Annotated in this window: 16 protein-coding genes and 1 riboswitch; of the genes, 13 read left to right on the top strand and 3 right to left on the bottom strand. The window is 64.1% G+C overall.

Annotated elements, in window-relative coordinates; translation table 11 throughout:
- Positions 1–17 precede the first annotated feature (17 nt).
- From ACVIIW_RS07075 to phoB, 7 genes are all read left to right on the top strand, one after another.
- Positions 18–1310: an ATP-binding protein gene (locus ACVIIW_RS07075; RefSeq protein WP_456700089.1), complete on the top strand. Its 1293-nt coding sequence runs from the start codon at positions 18–20 to the stop codon at positions 1308–1310.
- Between the two features lie 151 nt (positions 1311–1461).
- On the top strand, positions 1462–2475 hold the full coding sequence (pstS, locus tag ACVIIW_RS07070; protein WP_456700088.1) for a phosphate ABC transporter substrate-binding protein PstS: 1014 nt from the start codon (positions 1462–1464) through the stop codon (positions 2473–2475).
- 148 nt (positions 2476–2623) lie between these two features.
- Positions 2624–3613, top strand: coding sequence for a phosphate ABC transporter permease subunit PstC (gene pstC, locus ACVIIW_RS07065; RefSeq protein ID WP_456705098.1), 990 nt, complete (start codon positions 2624–2626; stop codon positions 3611–3613).
- Between the two features lies 1 nt (position 3614).
- Complete coding sequence (gene pstA, locus ACVIIW_RS07060; protein ID WP_456700087.1) at positions 3615–4460, top strand: phosphate ABC transporter permease PstA; 846 nt, start codon at positions 3615–3617, stop codon at positions 4458–4460.
- Entirely contained in the window at positions 4457–5281 is an 825-nt protein-coding gene (gene pstB, locus ACVIIW_RS07055) for a phosphate ABC transporter ATP-binding protein PstB (RefSeq protein ID WP_456700086.1), read from the top strand. The genes pstA and pstB overlap by 4 nt, the downstream gene beginning before the upstream one ends.
- 11 nt (positions 5282–5292) lie before the next feature.
- Positions 5293–6009 (top strand): phosphate signaling complex protein PhoU, encoded by a 717-nt coding sequence (gene phoU / locus ACVIIW_RS07050; RefSeq protein WP_456700085.1) that lies wholly within the window; start codon positions 5293–5295, stop codon positions 6007–6009.
- Between the two features lie 22 nt (positions 6010–6031).
- The gene (gene phoB, locus ACVIIW_RS07045; RefSeq protein WP_254134943.1) at positions 6032–6739 is read left to right on the top strand and encodes a phosphate regulon transcriptional regulator PhoB; all 708 of its coding nucleotides are present in this window, start codon (positions 6032–6034) and stop codon (positions 6737–6739) included.
- Positions 6740–6842: 103 nt separating this feature from the next.
- Here phoB and ACVIIW_RS07040 read toward each other — a convergent pair whose 3' ends face one another.
- Positions 6843–7355, bottom strand: a complete 513-nt coding sequence (locus ACVIIW_RS07040) for a GcrA family cell cycle regulator (protein ID WP_456700084.1) — start codon at positions 7353–7355, stop codon at positions 6843–6845.
- A 454-nt stretch (positions 7356–7809) separates the two neighbouring features.
- On the opposite strand from ACVIIW_RS07040, the gene ACVIIW_RS07035 reads away from it, so the two are divergent.
- The 3 genes from ACVIIW_RS07035 (at position 7810) to ACVIIW_RS07025 (ending at position 11057) form a co-directional block, all read left to right on the top strand.
- A complete protein-coding gene (locus ACVIIW_RS07035; RefSeq protein WP_456700083.1) occupies positions 7810–9012 on the top strand; it encodes an acetylornithine transaminase in 1203 nt (400 codons plus the stop codon).
- Entirely contained in the window at positions 9012–9935 is a 924-nt protein-coding gene (argF, locus tag ACVIIW_RS07030; protein ID WP_456700082.1) for an ornithine carbamoyltransferase, read from the top strand. Before ACVIIW_RS07035 ends, argF begins: the two co-directional genes overlap by 1 nt.
- A 114-nt stretch (positions 9936–10049) precedes the next feature.
- The gene (locus tag ACVIIW_RS07025) at positions 10050–11057 is read left to right on the top strand and encodes an Hsp33 family molecular chaperone (RefSeq protein ID WP_456700081.1); all 1008 of its coding nucleotides are present in this window, start codon (positions 10050–10052) and stop codon (positions 11055–11057) included.
- Between the two features lie 116 nt (positions 11058–11173).
- Here ACVIIW_RS07025 and apaG read toward each other — a convergent pair whose 3' ends face one another.
- A complete protein-coding gene (gene apaG / locus ACVIIW_RS07020; protein WP_456700080.1) occupies positions 11174–11566 on the bottom strand; it encodes a Co2+/Mg2+ efflux protein ApaG in 393 nt (130 codons plus the stop codon).
- Between the two features lie 179 nt (positions 11567–11745).
- Here apaG and ACVIIW_RS07015 point away from each other — a divergent pair, with 179 nt between their 5' ends.
- Genes ACVIIW_RS07015 through ACVIIW_RS07005 form a run of 3 tightly spaced genes read left to right on the top strand, consistent with a single transcriptional unit; the run spans position 11746 to position 14786 of the window.
- Complete coding sequence (locus ACVIIW_RS07015) at positions 11746–13002, top strand: OpgC domain-containing protein (RefSeq protein WP_456700079.1); 1257 nt, start codon at positions 11746–11748, stop codon at positions 13000–13002.
- A complete protein-coding gene (locus tag ACVIIW_RS07010) occupies positions 13002–13772 on the top strand; it encodes an SGNH/GDSL hydrolase family protein (protein ID WP_456700078.1) in 771 nt (256 codons plus the stop codon). The genes ACVIIW_RS07015 and ACVIIW_RS07010 overlap by 1 nt, the downstream gene beginning before the upstream one ends.
- Before the next feature lie 12 nt (positions 13773–13784).
- Positions 13785–14786: an SGNH/GDSL hydrolase family protein gene (locus ACVIIW_RS07005; protein ID WP_456700077.1), complete on the top strand. Its 1002-nt coding sequence runs from the start codon at positions 13785–13787 to the stop codon at positions 14784–14786.
- Between the two features lie 71 nt (positions 14787–14857).
- Here ACVIIW_RS07005 and ACVIIW_RS07000 read toward each other — a convergent pair whose 3' ends face one another.
- Entirely contained in the window at positions 14858–16045 is a 1188-nt protein-coding gene (locus ACVIIW_RS07000; RefSeq protein WP_456700076.1) for an O-succinylhomoserine sulfhydrylase, read from the bottom strand.
- A gap of 73 nt (positions 16046–16118) precedes the next feature.
- A riboswitch (SAM riboswitch) is annotated at positions 16119–16198 on the bottom strand.
- Positions 16199–16249 lie beyond the last annotated feature (51 nt).

Genomic DNA, 16249 nt, shown 5'->3' with positions numbered 1-16249 from the left:
AGGAGAAGCCCGCCCCGATGGCGATCGACGCTCCCTCGTCTCCCCCCGCGCAGCCTTGGTCCGACCGGTTGCGGCATTCGACCGTCATCCTGATTGCCGCGGCGCTGGCGTTGTCGGTGGTGGTCTCGCTCGGCGAATTGTCGGCGATCCGGGCCGTGGCGGTGTTCCTGTGCATCGCGGCTGCCGCGCTGATCCCCTGGCGGCTGCATGATGCCGCAACCTCGCGCGACGACGTCAGGCGGGTCAATCCGGTCGAAAGCGCGGCCGTGGCCGCCGTCGTCGCGGGCATGCCTGATCCTGCCGTGCTGCTCGACCGCGCCGGCCGCGTCATCCACCTCAATGCCGCCGCCGCCCAGCTCGCGCCGGCGCTGCGCAAGAACGAGCTGGCCCAGTTCGCGCTGCGCTCGCCGGAGATCATCACCGCGCTGCGCGAATCCATTGCGACCACCGAGCCGCGGCGCGCGACCTATCTCGACCACGTGCCCGTCGATCGCTGGATGGAGCTGATCATCACCCCGGTGCCGGTGCCGACAAATTTCGGCGGCGCCGACAAGTGCATGCTGATGACGTTCCACGACCAGACGCCGTTGCGCCGGGTCGAGGAGATGCGGGCCGACTTCGTCGCCAATGCCAGCCACGAATTGCGCACGCCGCTCGCGGCGCTGTCCGGCTTCATCGATACGCTGCAGGGCCAGGCCAAGGACGATCCCAAGGCGCGCGAGCGCTTCCTCGGTATCATGCACAATCAGGCGACCCGCATGGCGCGCCTCATCGACGATCTCTTGTCGCTGTCGCGGGTGGAGCTGTCGGCCCATGTGCGGCCCGACACCCTGGTCGATCTGCTGCCGATCATCTTCCAGGTCGCCGATGGGCTCGAGCCGCTGGCGCGGGAACGTCAGGTCGAGGTCGAGACCCATCTGCCTGAGACCCCGGTCATGATCGCCGGCGACCGGGAGGAGCTGCTCCGCCTGTTCGAGAATCTGATCGAGAACGCGCTCAAATACGGCGCCTCCGGCGGGCGCGTCATCGTGTCGCTGACCGCTCCCTCGGGCACCGATGGAACGCAGGAAATCCGGGTCACGGTCCGCGACTTCGGCCCCGGCATCGCGCCCGAGCACCTGCCGCGCCTGACCGAGCGGTTCTATCGGGTCGATGTCGGCGACAGCCGCTTGCAGGGCGGAACAGGACTGGGACTATCCCTGGTGAAACACATTCTAAATCGTCACCGCGGCCGTCTCTTGATCGAAAGTGTGCCCAAACAGGGCGCCACTTTCACCGCCTGTTTTCCCCAGGCCAAGACTTTCGTCTAGACAAGAAAATCGAGCGATTTCAATTGCTTGATGGTGTCATCCGACTGTCATGAAAGCTTCGTAAAAGCTCAGCCGACCGCTCCTAAAGGGGCGGCGCGGGGAGCGCGATCGGGCGCTGATGGGCGCTTCGCTCCCCTGTATGGAGACCAGCATGAAATTCATCAAAACGATCGTCGCTGCCGGCTTGGTCGCCGCAACGACGACGACGGCCTTCGCCGCCGACATCACCGGTGCCGGCTCGACCTTCATTTTCCCCGTCCTCTCCAAATGGGCTGATGCCTACAAGAAGGACACGGGCAATGGCGTGAACTACCAGTCGATCGGTTCTGGCGCCGGCATCAAGCAGATCCAGGCCAAGACCGTGACCTTCGGCGCGACCGACGCTCCCTTGAAGGCGGATCAGCTCCAGAAGGACGGCTTCGCTCAGTGGCCGATGGTCATGGGCGGTATCGTTCCGGTCGTGAACGTTGAAGGCGTGAAGGCCGGCGATCTCGTGCTCGACGGCGCCACCCTCGCCGACATCTTCGTCGGCAAGATCACCAAGTGGGACGACGCTGCGATCAAGAAGCTGAACCCGGGTGCCAAGCTGCCGTCGGAAGCGATCTCGGTCGTTCACCGCGCGGATGGTTCGGGTACCACCTTCAACTTCACCAACTACCTCTCCAAGGCCAGCGCCGACTGGAAGAGCAAGGTCGGTGAAGGCACCGCCGTCGAGTGGCCCGTTGGCGTCGGCGCCAAGGGCAACGAGGGCGTTGCCGGAAACATTGCCCAGACCAGGAACTCGATCGGTTATGTCGAATACGCCTATGCCAAGCAGAACAAGCTGACCTACACCAAGATGGTCAACAAGGCCGGCAAGACCGTCGACCCGACCAACGAGTCGTTCCAGGCTGCCGCGTCCAACGCCGACTGGACCAGCGCTCCGGGGTACTACCTGATCCTCACCGACCAGCCTGGCGACAAGTCCTGGCCGATCGTCGCGACGACCTTCGTGCTGATGCACAAGGAAGCGACCGACAAGGCCGCGTCGCAGGAAGCGCTGAAGTTCTTCCAGTTCGCCTTTGAAAAGGGTGCGAAGTCTGCGGAGGAACTCGACTACATCCCGATGCCCGAGAACGTCGTGAAGCTGATCGAGAAGACCTGGTCAGCCGACATCAAGAGCTAAGCTCTTTGCTCTCGGAGGCAGTGCGGCCTCCTGCGGCCGCATTGCCGACGTGACGACTTTTCTGCCCCGGATAGGCCTCGTGCCGAGTCCGGGGCACGAGACCATCAAAAGCGTATATGACTTGGCACAGGGGATCGGCGTGGCAGAAATGGCCGTTCAGAGCGATGTAATCGACGACGCCGGACCATACGATCGCGCCAAGGCTTTGAGCGCGTTCAAGCTCGGCGATGTCACCTTCTACTGGATTACGCGGCTCAGCGCGATTTCGGTGCTTCTCATTCTCGGCGGCATCATCGTTTCGCTGATCATCGGCGCCGTCCCGGCGATGAAGGAGTACGGCTTCGCGTTCCTGTGGACGCAGCGCTGGGCGCCCTCGGCGGATCCGCCCGTGCTCGGCGCGCTCGGACCGATGTACGGCACGCTCGTCACCTCCTTCATAGCGATGCTGATCGCCATTCCGGTCGGTCTCGGCATTGCGATCTTCCTGACCGAGCTCTGCCCGCAATGGCTGCGCCGGCCGATCGGCATGGCGATCGAGCTGCTCGCCGGCATTCCCTCGATCATCTACGGCATGTGGGGCTTCTTCGTGCTGGGCCCGTTCCTGGCCAACACCTTCCAGCCCTTCATGATCAAGATCTTCGATGGCGTCCCCGTGCTCGGCGCGATCTTCGCAGGTCCGCCGTCCTATCTCAGCCTGTTCAACGCCGCGCTGATCCTCGCGATCATGGTGCTGCCATTCATCACATCGATCTCGGTGGACGTGTTCAAGACGGTGCCTCCGGTGCTGAAGGAAGCTGCCTATGGCGTCGGCTGCACCACCTGGGAAGTGGTGCGCAGCGTGGTAATTCCCTATACCCGCGTCGGCATCATCGGCGGCGTCATGCTGGCGCTGGGCCGCGCGCTCGGCGAGACCATGGCGGTCACCTTCATCATCGGCAACTCGTTCCGCATCTCGTCGTCGATCTTCGCGCCGGGCACGACGATCTCGGCGGCGATCGCCTCCGAATTCGCCGAGAGCGACGGGCTGCACCAGTCCGGCCTGATCCTGCTCGGCCTGCTGCTGTTCGTGCTGACGTTCTTCGTGCTCGCGGGCGCCCGGCTGATGCTGCTGCGTCTGGAAAGGAAGGCGGGGAAGTAACATGAACCGGATTTATGCACGCCGCCGCCGCAAGGACATCATCGTCCGCACGCTCTGCATCGCCGCCGCCGCCTTCGGCGTGACCTGGCTCGCGCTGATCCTGATGACGCTGCTTTACAACGGGTTGGCGGGCCTCAACCTCGAACTGTTCGTCGCCGACACGCCGCCGCCGGGCTCGACCGAAGGCGGCCTGCGCAACGCCATCGTGGGTTCGCTGATCATGACCGTGATCGGCGTCGGCATCGGCGCGCCGCTCGGCCTGTTCGCCGGCACCTATCTCGCCGAGTACGGTCGCAACGACAAGCTGACCTCGGTGATCCGCTTCATCAACGACATCCTGCTGTCGGCGCCCTCGATCATCATCGGCCTGTTCATCTATGGCGCCGTGGTGGTGCCGATGCGCGGCTTCTCGGCGATCGCAGGCTCGCTCGCTTTGGCCGTCATCGTGATCCCGGTGGTGCTGCGTACGACCGAGGACATGCTGCTGCTGGTGCCGAACGCGCTGCGCGAAGCGGCCTCGGCGCTCGGCCTGCCGCGCTCGCTGGTGATCAAGCGGATCGCCTATCGCGCGGCCCGCTCGGGTCTCATTACCGGCGTGCTGCTCGCGACCGCCCGTGTCGCCGGCGAGACCGCGCCATTGCTCTTCACCGCGCTGTCGAACCAGTTCTTCAGCCTCGGCCTGAACAAGACGATGGCGAACCTGCCCGTGACGATCAACAACTTCGTCCAGAGCCCCTATGCCTATTGGAAGCAACTCGCCTGGAGCGGTGCGCTGCTGATTACGTTGACCGTGCTTGCCCTGAACATTGGCGCGCGCATTCTTGGCGCCGAGAGGACCGCAAAATGAGTGACCTTTCCGTATCGATGAGCGCCTCCGGCGGGCTCCCGCATGCCCAGCAGCCGCTGCCCGAAGCTCCGGCGAAGGTGACGGTGCGCAATCTCAACTTCTATTACGGCGAGCACCACGCGCTGAAGAACATCAATCTGGCGCTCGGCACCAACCGCGTCACGGCCTTCATCGGCCCGTCGGGCTGCGGCAAGTCGACCCTGCTGCGCATCTTCAACCGGATGTACGACCTCTATCCCGGCCAGCGCGTCACCGGCCAGCTGATGCTCGACCAGACCAACATCCTCGATCCCGGGCTGGACCTCAATCTGTTGCGCGCGCGCGTCGGCATGGTGTTCCAGAAGCCGACGCCGTTTCCGATGACGATCTACGAGAACATCGCCTTCGGCATCCGTCTCTACGAGAAGATCCCGAAGTCCGAGATGGACGACCGCGTCGAGAAGGCGCTGCGCGGCGGCGCGCTGTGGAACGAGGTCAAGGACAAGCTCAATGCATCCGGCCTCTCGCTCTCCGGCGGCCAGCAGCAGCGTCTCTGCATCGCGCGCACCGTCGCCGTGCGGCCCGAGGTGATCCTGTTCGACGAGCCCTGCTCGGCGCTCGACCCGATCTCGACCGCCAAGGTCGAGGAGCTGATCCAGGAACTGTCCGAGAATTACACGATCGCGATCGTCACCCACAACATGCAGCAGGCGGCGCGCGTCTCCGACAAGACCGCCTTCATGTATCTCGGCGAGTTGATCGAGTTCGACGACACCAGCAAGATCTTCACGTCGCCGACCGACCGGCGCACGCAGGATTACATTACCGGCCGGTTCGGCTGAGGAGACAGGACATGGGTTCTGAACATACCGCAAAGGCTTTCGATACCGACCTCCAGGAGCTCACCCGGTCGGTCGCAGAAATGGGCGGCCTCGCCGAGCGGATGATCGTCGATTCCGTCGACGCGCTGATCCGTCGCGACGTCGCGCTCGGCCAGCGCGTGGTCATCACCGACGCCGAGATCGACGCGCTTCAAAGGCGGATCGAGGAGCACGCCGTGCTCACCATCGCCCGCCGCCAGCCGATGGCGATCGATCTGCGCGAGATCGTCGGCGCCATGCGCGTCGCGACCGATCTCGAGCGGATCGGCGACCTCGCCAAGAACATGGGCAAACGCGTCGCGGCGCTTGAGACGGATTTCCATCCGCTCAAGCTGTTCCGTGGCCTCGAGCACATGACCGACCTCGTGCAGCAACAGGTCAAGTCGGTGCTGGATGCCTATGCCGCGCATGATCTGCCGGCGGCGATGGTGGTGTGGAAGGGCGACGAGGAGGTCGACGCCATCTGCACCTCGCTGTTCCGCGAGCTCCTCACCTACATGATGGAGGATCCGCGCAACATCTCGTTCTGCATCCATCTGATGTTCTGCGCCAAGAACATCGAGCGGATCGGCGACCACGCCACCAACATTGCCGAGACCGTGTTCTACATGATCGAAGGCCAGGCCATCACCGACAAGCGACCGAAGGGCGACATGACGACCTTCGCAACCACCGTCCCCAACACCTGAATCCTCAAGGAGCGACGACCCCATGGGCGCACGCATTATGGTGGTTGAAGACGAAGAAGCTCTTACCGAGCTGCTTCGCTACAATCTCGAAGGCGACGGTTATGACGTCGAGACGGTGATGCGCGGCGACGACGCCGACACCCGTCTCAAGGAGCACATTCCCGATCTGATCGTGCTCGACTGGATGCTGCCGGGCCTGTCCGGTATCGAGCTGTGCCGCCGGTTGCGGACGCGGTCCGACACCAAGCAGCTGCCGATCATCATGCTCACCGCGCGCGGCGAGGAGAGCGAGCGGGTGCGCGGCCTCGCCACCGGCGCCGACGATTACATCGTCAAGCCGTTCTCCGTGCCTGAGCTGTTGGCGCGGGTGAAAGGACTGCTGCGGCGTGCAAGCCCCGAGCGGCTCGCAACCGTGCTGGCTTTCGGCGACATCGAGCTCGACCGCGAAAAGCGTCGCGTGGCGCGCTCGGGCCGGCCGATCGACCTCGGCCCGACCGAATATCGCCTGCTGGAGTTCTTCCTGGAGCATCCCGGCCGCGTGTTCTCGCGCGAGCAGCTGCTCGACAGCGTCTGGGGCCGCGACATCTATATCGACGAGCGGACCGTCGACGTGCATATCGGCCGCCTGCGCAAGCTCCTCAATCTCGGCCGCGAGCAGGACCCGATCCGCACCGTCCGTGGCGCCGGCTACGCGCTCGACGACCGCTTCGCGAAGGCCGAGCAGGCCTGAGCACGGTGACAAGCAAGCAAAATAAAAAGCGCGCCCTGGGGCGCGCTTTTTTATGTCTCGATCGCCGCGGCAGGTACCGGGACGCTGTCGTCTGGAGCCATGCTCAGCGCGGACCCGGCTTCGCCGGCGCGCGGCGACGATCGGCCGCCGGCTGATACGCGACCCGCGAGTGCTGGGCGCAATAGGGCAGGCCGGAGAGCGCCTTGCCGCCGCAGAAGAAGAAGTCCGCGCTCGAGGGATCGCCGACCGGCCAGTGGCAGGTGGCCTCGTTCAATTCGAGCAGCGACAGCCGCTGGCTCATCGGCACCACGTTGTCGAAGGTCACAGGTTCAGCCTCGACCTCGACCTCGAAGGCCTGGGCGAGTGCGGTGTTGCCCCGCGAGATCGGGCGGCTCACGCGCATCATGTGCTGCGCGGGACGCGCCTTGCGCGGCCGGGGAGCTGCCGAAGACGGGCTCTTGGCGCGGCCGGACAGGCCGAGCCTGTGCACCTTGCCGATCACGGCGTTGCGGGTGACATTCCCAAGCTCAGCGGCAATCTGGCTGGCCGAAAGTCCGGCCTCCCAGAGCTTTTTCAGCTGTTCGACGCGATCGTCGGACCAGGTCAAAACGGTCATGGCACCCTTTCCTTCACCGCGCGCCGCCATCTGCGGGGCCGCACGACGAATGCGTAAGCTTCGAAAAACCCGTGCCGCCAGAATCCCTTAAGGCTCGCCGGGCGCAATCAGACGCCCGAACGTTTACGCCGGTACAAGAGGACTTTTGGGATCAGAACCGCTGCACGAGATGTCGTATCTGACAAGCCGAACGCTACAATATGGCGTGACTCACGCGCAAGAGTCCGGCGACTCGCTTCCACATGTTCCGTGGCGAATATCCCGCAAAATCGCCACCGCAAGACTACGGATTCAGCATGTCGCGAGGCGTTCGGGCGGCATTGACACCCGTTTCACCAGGCCTAAAATGGTGACGCGTGCCGCCCTTAAAAGGCGGCACGTTTCGTTTTCAGGCTGGTCAATGGTGCGTTGCGCAATGCACGCCCACACCGTCCGCAACATTCAAGTGGCCGTCATGACTAACAGCGCAGCGCCGCATTTGCTCCCCGTTTTCGCCAGGGCCGATCTCGGTTTTGAGCGCGGTGAAGGCGTTTGGTTGATCGCAACCAATGGCGATCGGTATCTCGATTTCACCTCGGGCGTCGCCGTGAATGCGCTCGGACATGCCCATCCCGCGCTGGTCAAGGCGCTGCAGGAGCAGGCCACCAAGCTCTGGCACATGTCGAACCTGTTCCAGAGCCCGGATGGCGAGAAGCTCGCCGCGCGTCTGTGCAACGAGAGTTTTGCCGACTTCGTGTTCTTCTGTAATTCCGGCGCCGAGGCGCTGGAGGGCGTGATCAAGCTGGTCCGCCATCATCACTTCTCCAAGGGCCATCCCGAGCGCTATCGCATCGTCACCTTCGAAGGCGCTTTCCATGGCCGCACGCTGGCGACGCTGGCCGCGACCGGATCGGCAAAATATCTCGAAGGCTTCGGGCCGCCGATGGACGGTTTCGACCAGGTGCCGCATGGCGACATCGAGGCCGTGAAGAAGGCGATCGGGCCACACACCGCCGGCATCCTGATCGAGCCGATCCAGGGTGAGGGCGGCGTGCGCTCTGCGACACCGTCTTTCCTCAACGCGCTGCGTCAGCTCTGCGACGAGAAGGGCTTGCTGCTCGCCTTCGACGAAGTGCAGACCGGCATGGGCCGCACCGGCGACCTGTTTGCCCATCGGCGCACCGGCGTCACGCCTGACGTGATGTCGCTCGCCAAGGCGCTCGGCGGTGGCTTCCCGATCGGCGCGGTGCTGGCAACGGGGGATGCAGCCTCCGGCATGGGACCCGGCTCGCACGGCTCGACCTTCGGCGGCAATCCGCTGGCGATCGCAGCTGCAAACGCCGTGCTCGACGTCATGCTCAAGCCCGGCTTCTTCGACCACGTGCAGAAGATGTCGCTGCTCCTGAAGCAGAAACTCGCTTCCGTGATCGACCGTCACCCCGATATCCTCAGCGAAGTCCGCGGCGAGGGGCTCTTGATCGGCATCAAGGCCGTGGTGCCCTCAGGCGATCTGGTTGCGGCCTTGCGCAACGAAAAACTGCTCACCGTCGGCGCCGGCGACAATGTCGTACGCTTCCTGCCGCCGCTGATCGTCACCGAAGCCGAGATCGAGGACAGCGTCGCCAGGCTCGAACGCGCCTGCACGGCGCTGTCGGGTAACAAGCGAGCGGCAAGCTGATGAGCAAGAGTCCCAAGCACTTCCTCGATATCAACGAGCTGCCGCTGTCCGAGCTCAAGAGCATGCTCGCGGCTTCTTCCGCCATGAAGGCGAAGCAGAAGGCGCACCAGCCGGTCAAGCCGCTCGAAGGCAAGACGCTGGCGATGATCTTCGAGCGCCCCTCGACCCGCACCCGCGTCTCATTCGATGTCGCCATGCGCCAGCTCGGCGGCGAACCCATCATGCTGACCGGTGCCGAGATGCAACTCGGCCGCGGCGAGACCATTGCCGACACCGCGCGCGTGCTGTCGCGCTATGTCGACGCCATCATGATCCGCATCCTCAATCACGAGGCCCTGCTGGAACTCGCGGCGAACGCGACCGTGCCCGTCATCAACGGCCTGACGCGGCGCTCGCACCCGTGCCAGGTGATGGCCGACCTCATGACCTATGAGGAGCATCGCGGCCCGATCGAAGGTCGTACAGTGGCCTGGACCGGCGACGACAACAATGTGCTGGCGTCCTGGGCCCACGCCGCCGAGCGCTTCAAGTTCCAGCTCAATGTCGCGACGCCGCCCGAGCTCGCGCCGAAAAAGGCGATGCGCGACTTCATCAAGACCACGGGTGCGCCGATCGTGCTCGGCACCGATCCCGAGGCCGCGGTCAAGGGCGCCGATTGTGTCGTCACCGACACCTGGGTGTCGATGGGCGACAAGGAAGGCGAGCACCGCCACAACGTGCTCAAGCCCTACCAGGTCAATTCCAAGCTGATGTCGCTGGCCAAGCCCGACGCGCTGTTCATGCACTGCCTGCCGGCCCATCGCGGCGAGGAGGTCACCGACGAGGTGATCGACGGCCCGCAATCGGTTGTGTTCGACGAGGCCGAAAACCGCCTGCATGCGCAGAAGGGCATTTTGGCCTGGTGCTTTGACGCGGTGAAGTGATCCTTCTCATGGGCCCGGTGGTCACTCCGGGCTACGCAGGCCGTCGTTCCGAGGGGCGCCGGAATGCGGGCGTGCCTCTTTCATTTCGCATAGACCGACCCCAGATAGAGCGCCATGGTTTCCCAATCTCCTGACATGAAAACCGGGCCCGAAGGCCCGGTTCGCGCGCCATCAGCGGTTCCGATCGATGACGCCGTGCTGCCCTACGAGGTCGACGCGCTCGATGTGCGCGGCCGCCTGGTGCGGCTTGGTCCCGCGCTCGACGAGATCCTGACCAAGCACGATTATCCGGCACCCGTAGGCAAGCTGCTCGGCGAGGCCATCGTGCTGACGACCCTGCTCGGCTCGGCGCTCAAATTCGAAGGCCGCTTCATCCTTCAGGCCCAAACCGACGGCCCGGTGTCTTTCCTCGTGGTCGACTATCAGGCGCCCGATCGTCTGCGCGCCTATGCGCGCTTCGATGCCGAGCGCCTCGGCAATGCCAAGGATTCCGGGACGCTGCTGGGCCGCGGCCACCTCGCCATGACTATTGACCAGGGGCCCGACATGAGCCGCTACCAGGGTCTGGTCGCGCTCGACGGCGGCAGCCTGGAAGATGCCGCACACGAATATTTCCTGCGCTCCGAGCAGATCCCGACGCGCGTGCGTCTCGCGGTCGGCGAGGAGTGGCGCTCGAGCGACGGCGGCAAGCATCGCTGGCGCGCCGGCGGATTGCTGATGCAATTCCTGCCGAAGGCACCGGAGCGCGCGCGGCAGGCGGATTTGCATCCTGGCGATGCGCCCGAGGGCCTTGAGGTGCATAGCGTTGCCGAAGACGATGCCTGGGTCGAAGCCCGCTCGCTGATCGAGACGGTCGAGGACGTCGAGCTGATCGACCCCGATCTGTCGGGCGAGCGGCTGCTCTACCGCCTTTTCCACGAGCGCGGCGTGCGCGTGTTCAAGCCAATGGTCCTGAAAGCGCAATGCTCCTGCTCGCGCGACGCGGTTGCGTCGATGCTGAAGAGCTTTTCCGCGGACGACCGCTCCGCCATGGTCAAGGACGACAAGGTCGTCGTGACCTGCGAGTTCTGCTCGTCGGTGTACGAGTTCACGCCTGATGAAGCGGGCGTGGAAGACGCGTAGGTGTCGGCCCCGTAGGTGGATCAGCGAAGCGTAATCCAGCTCTTTTGTTTCTGTGGAAATGGACAGCGTGGATTGCGCCTTCGGCCAATCCACCCGACGGAGCCTGCGCCCGGAGGCTAATTCAACACCCGCTTGTTGTCAGGGCTGTCCAGCGAGAACGTCGGCACGTCGATCTCGAAACGTTCGCCGCTTGCGCTGACCATCTGGTAGCGGCCGGTCATGAAGCCGGAGGCGGTCGTGAGCGGGACGCCGGAGGTGTATTCGAAGCGCTCGCCGGGGGCTAGCGTCGGCTGCTCACCGATCACTCCCTCGCCCCGGACCTCCTGCTGGCGCCCGGTGGCGTCAGTGATGATCCAGTGCCGCGTGCGCAGTTGCACCGTCTCATTGCCGGTGTTCGTGATGACGATGGTGTAGGACCAGAAATAGCGGGAGCGCTCGGCCGAGGACTCCCCCGGCACGAAATTGGGCTCGACGGTTACTTCGATCTGGCGGGTCACGGCGCGGTACATGGCTGCCATCATAACGAAAACCCCGCCGGGAACCAAACGCCGCAGGCGGTCCCGGCGACATCGTCCCGCCAGAATTCACGAGGAATTAGGCCCTGATGTGATCCAGCCGCTTTGCGAGGCGGCGACAGGACCGGTACACTCCCATACGTCGCGATTTGCGGAAGGGGTTTTTGGCCCCGATGACCATTGCCGATCAAGTGACGGGATCGACGATCGCGGGAACTGCAGGAGCCAAACCTGTGGAGGCCAAGCCGCGCGTTACTGCGCCAGCCATCACGCTGCCTGCCATCGGCGAGCGCGAGCTCAGGCTTGACCTGTTCCGGGGTCTCGCGCTGTGGCTCATCTTCATCGACCATCTTCCGCCGAATCTGCTGACCTGGTTCACGATCCGCAACTACGGCTTCAGCGACGCGACCGAGATCTTCATCTTCATCTCCGGCTACACCGCCGCCTTCGTCTACGGCCGCGCGATGCTGGAGAACGGTTTCGTCGTCGCCACCGCGCGCATTCTGCGGCGTGTCTGGCAGATCTATGTTGCTCACGTATTCCTGTTCACGATCTTCCTCGCCGAAATCTCCTACGTCGCGACCAGCTTCGAGAACCCGCTCTATACCGAAGAGATGGGCATCATGGATTTCCTCAAGCAGCCCGACATCACCATCGTGCAGGCGCTGCTGCTGCGCTTCCGTCCCGTCAACATGGACGTGCTGCCGCTCTACATCGTCTTGATGCTGGCGCTACCACTGATCCTGTGGTCGATGAAGCGGCGGCCCGACGTCACGCTCGCGCTCTCGGCCGTGCTCTACGCGGTGACCTGGGAATTCGACCTGTTCTTCTCCGCCTATCCGAACGGCTTCTGGGCCTTCAATCCGCTCGCCTGGCAATTGCTGTTCGTGTTCGGAGCATGGTGCGCGCTCGGAGGTGCACGACGCATGTCGCGCATTCTGGCATCACCCGTGACGATGTGGATCTCGATCGCCTACATCGTGGCGGCGTTCTACGTGACGCTGACCTGGTACGTGCCGCAGCTCTCGCACTTCATGCCGAAGCGCCTCGAGCAGTGGATGTATCCGATCGACAAGACCGACCTCGACGTATTGCGCTTCACGCATTTTTTGGCGCTGGCCGCGCTCACCGTACGCTTCCTGCCGCGGGAGTGGCCGGGCCTTAGATCGCCGTGGTTGCGGCCGCTGATCCTGTGCGGCCAGCATTCGCTGGAGATATTCTGCCTCGGCGTCTTCCTGGCCTTCGCCGGTCACTTTATCTTGGCCGAGGTCGCCGGGGGGCCAGCCATGCATGCGCTGATTAGTCTCTCCGGAATCCTGATCATGTGGGCGGTGGCCTGGGTCATTTCGTGGTACAAGCGCGTGGCTGACAAGAGCGGTGCGAAAACCAAAAACGCCGCCGGCAATGCCGATCTGGCGGGAGGGGGCTGATGAAGGCGAGGGTTTTCCTAAGCCTGATCCTGCTATGCGGCGGCCTCGCCGCGCCTTCGGCGCGCGCGGGCGATGCTGTGCCTGCCGCGCCTGCCGCCTGCGAACTGCCGCCTTATCTCCTTGCCACCGACAGTCAGCTCCACAAGGTCGCGGACACCGTGAAAACAGGCAAGCCGCTCGAGATCCTCGTCATCGGCAGCCGCTCCACCACCATTCCGGCCCAGGAGGACAGTTCCTATCCGGCGCGGATGCAGGCCATTTTGAAGGAGAAGCTGGCGCCTGCAGAGACCGTGCACGTCTCCGTAGAAATACAGAGCAAGAAGACAGCGGAGGAGGCCGCGGGTACCTTCGTTAAGCTCATGGAAGCCAAAGCTCCTACTTTGGTCATCTGGCAGACCGGAACGGTGGATGCTATCCGATCCATCGATCCCGACGAATTTCGTGGCGCCGTGACCGAAGGGGTCGCTGCGTTGCAAAATGCTGGTGCTGACGTCGTCTTGATGAATTTGCAATATAGCCCGCGTACCGAAACCATGATCTCGGCGCCGCCCTATCTCGACAATATGCGGGTGGTGGCGCAGGAGCATGATGTCCCGCTGTTCGACCGTTTCGCGATCATGCGGCAGTGGAATGACCAGGGTCAGTTCGACCTGTTCAGCCCTTCCCGCGGCCCTGAACTGGCGAAACAGGTCCATGATTGCCTGGGCCGGGCATTGGCGCAATTTGTGATCGACGCTGCCCATCTGGCGCCGGCCCAGCAGCAAAATTGAGGTCTAGCGTTAATGAGTTCTCTCCGCCCTTTTGCCCTTTCGACATGGCTGACCGCGCCCGCGGCGGTGGCGCTGCTGATGCTGACGCCCGTGCTGCAGGCGCCTGCTCACGCGCAAGCGGCCGAGGCGACGTCCGCGCCGCAGCAGGCCGCTAATCCCGCATCCGCATCGCCGTCTCAGACCACGGTCGCTGCGGCCAGCCAGCCCGCAGGCGAGCAGCGCGGGCTCACGTCGCGCGCCATCGACAAGGTGAAGCAGGTCGCCAAATCCGCCGGCGACATCTTTAGTCGTGTGCCCTGTTTGTCGCCGAAGGGCGGCGCCAATCCCATGGGCTCGCTGCCGCATGTCGCCAACAAGCTCATTGCCGGCAAGCCCGTCGTGATCGTCGCGTTCGGCTCGTCGTCGACGGCCGGCTACGGCGCGAGCTCGCCCGACTACAATTATCCGAACCGCCTCGCCGGGCAGCTCCACCGGCAATATCCGACTGCCGACATCACCGTCATCAATGCCGGTGTGGGCGGCGAGGATGCGCCCGAGATGATGAAGCGCCTCCAGACGCAAGTCATCGATGTGCATCCGGACCTCGTGATCTGGCAGGTCGGCACCAACGCCGTGCTGCGCAATCTCGATCCCGGCGACACTGCGAAAATGGTCGAGGACGGCGTCGCCCGCATCCAGGCCGCCGGCGATGCCGACGTCGTGCTGGTCGACCCGCAATATTCACCGCGCGTCACCGAGCGTCCCGAGAGCGCAAGCAAGATGGTGAAGCTGCTCGGCAAGGTCGCTCAGCTCCGTCACGTCGGCATCTTCCCGCGCTTCGAGGTGATGCGCGAGTGGCACGAGAAGCAGGCGCTTCCGGTCGAGAGCTTCGTCATCGCCGACGGCCTGCATATGAACGATTGGGGCTACGCCTGCTTCGCGCAGTTGCTGGGCGATGACATCATCCGCTCGGTCGGCCAGATCAAGTTAGGGGTGAACGTGCCCGCGGACGTGCGGACGTATCGGCCGATGTAGAGGCGAGTAGGGAATGGCGAGTAGCGAACAGGGATTGATCCATTCGCCACTCACCATTCGCCATTCGGCCCTCACGCCTTCTCCAGCGCCGCCGTCAAATCCTCGACCAGGTCATCCGCGTGCTCGAGCCCGGCCGAGAAGCGAATGAATCCCTCGCCGATGCCGAGCTCGGCGCGCACCTCCGGCTTCAGCCGCTGATGCGTTGTCGTCGCCGGATGCGTGACGAGGCTCTTGGCGTCGCCGAGATTGTTCGAGATCTTTGCGAGCTTCAGCTCGTTGAGCACGCGGAACGCAGCCGCCTTGCCGCCCTTCACCTCGAAGCCGACCAGCGTCGAGCCGCCGCGCATCTGCTTCTTCACCAGCGCCGCCTGCGGATGATCCTCGCGGCCGGGATAGACCAGCCGCGCGATCTTCGGATGGCTCGCCAGCACGTCGGCGATGCGCGCCGCGGTGTCGGTCTGCGCACGCACGCGCACGCCTAACGTCTCGAGGCCCTTGAGCAGGACCCAGGCATTGAACGGCGAGATCGACGGGCCGGTCTGGCGCATGAAATTGTGGATGTGCTCGGCGATGAAGGCTTCCGAGGCCAGGATGATGCCGCCGAGACAGCGACCCTGGCCGTCGATGTGCTTGGTCGCGGAGTAGACGACGACGTCGGCGCCGAGCGCGAGCGGGCTCTGCCAGATCGGCGTCGCGAACACGTTGTCGACCACGAGCCGCGCGCCGCCACTATGCGCGATCTCGGCTATCGAGGGAATGTCGAGCACGTCGAGTGTCGGGTTGGTCGGGCTCTCCAGGAAGAACGTCTTGGTATTGGGCTTGAGCGCGCGCTGCCATTCGTCGAGATTGGCGCCGTCGACCAGCGTGGTCTCGATGCCGTAGCGCGGCAATAAATCCTGAATGACGTAGAGGCATGAGCCGAACAGTGCGCGGGAGGCCACGACGTGATCGCCGGCCTTGAGCGGCGCCAGGATTGCCGTCGTCACCGCTGCCATGCCTGTTGCCGCCGAGCGCGCGGCTTCGGCGCCTTCGAGCTCGATCATGCGGCGCTCGAACATCGCAATCGTCGGATTGGAATAGCGCGAATAGATGAAGCCGGGGTCCTCGCCCTTGAACCGCGCCTCGCACTCCTCGGCGCTGCTGTAGACATAGCCCTGGGTCAGGAACAGCGCCTCCGACGTCTCGCCATATTGCGAGCGCAGCGTGCCGGAATGGACCAGGCGGGTTTCGGGGCGGTAGTTGGCAGGCGACTTCGACATAGGACCCTCCGATATGACCGTTGAGCGAAAACGGTCACAAAAAAACCGGCCTGGATATCTCCACGGGCCGGGATCACAGAGGTCCCCGGCCTGTTTAGCGACTTATTTAACGTGGCTGCAAGCCGGCCGGCTCAAATCACCACGGGATAAGTGATGCTCATATTCCGCAATGCCCTTTTCGTCAAGGCGTCCATCGGATAGCCG

Source organism: Bradyrhizobium sp. USDA 4449, from assembly GCF_054056275.1.
Note: the sequence above shows the minus strand (reverse complement) of the source record. Positions and strands in the feature narration are given on the sequence as shown.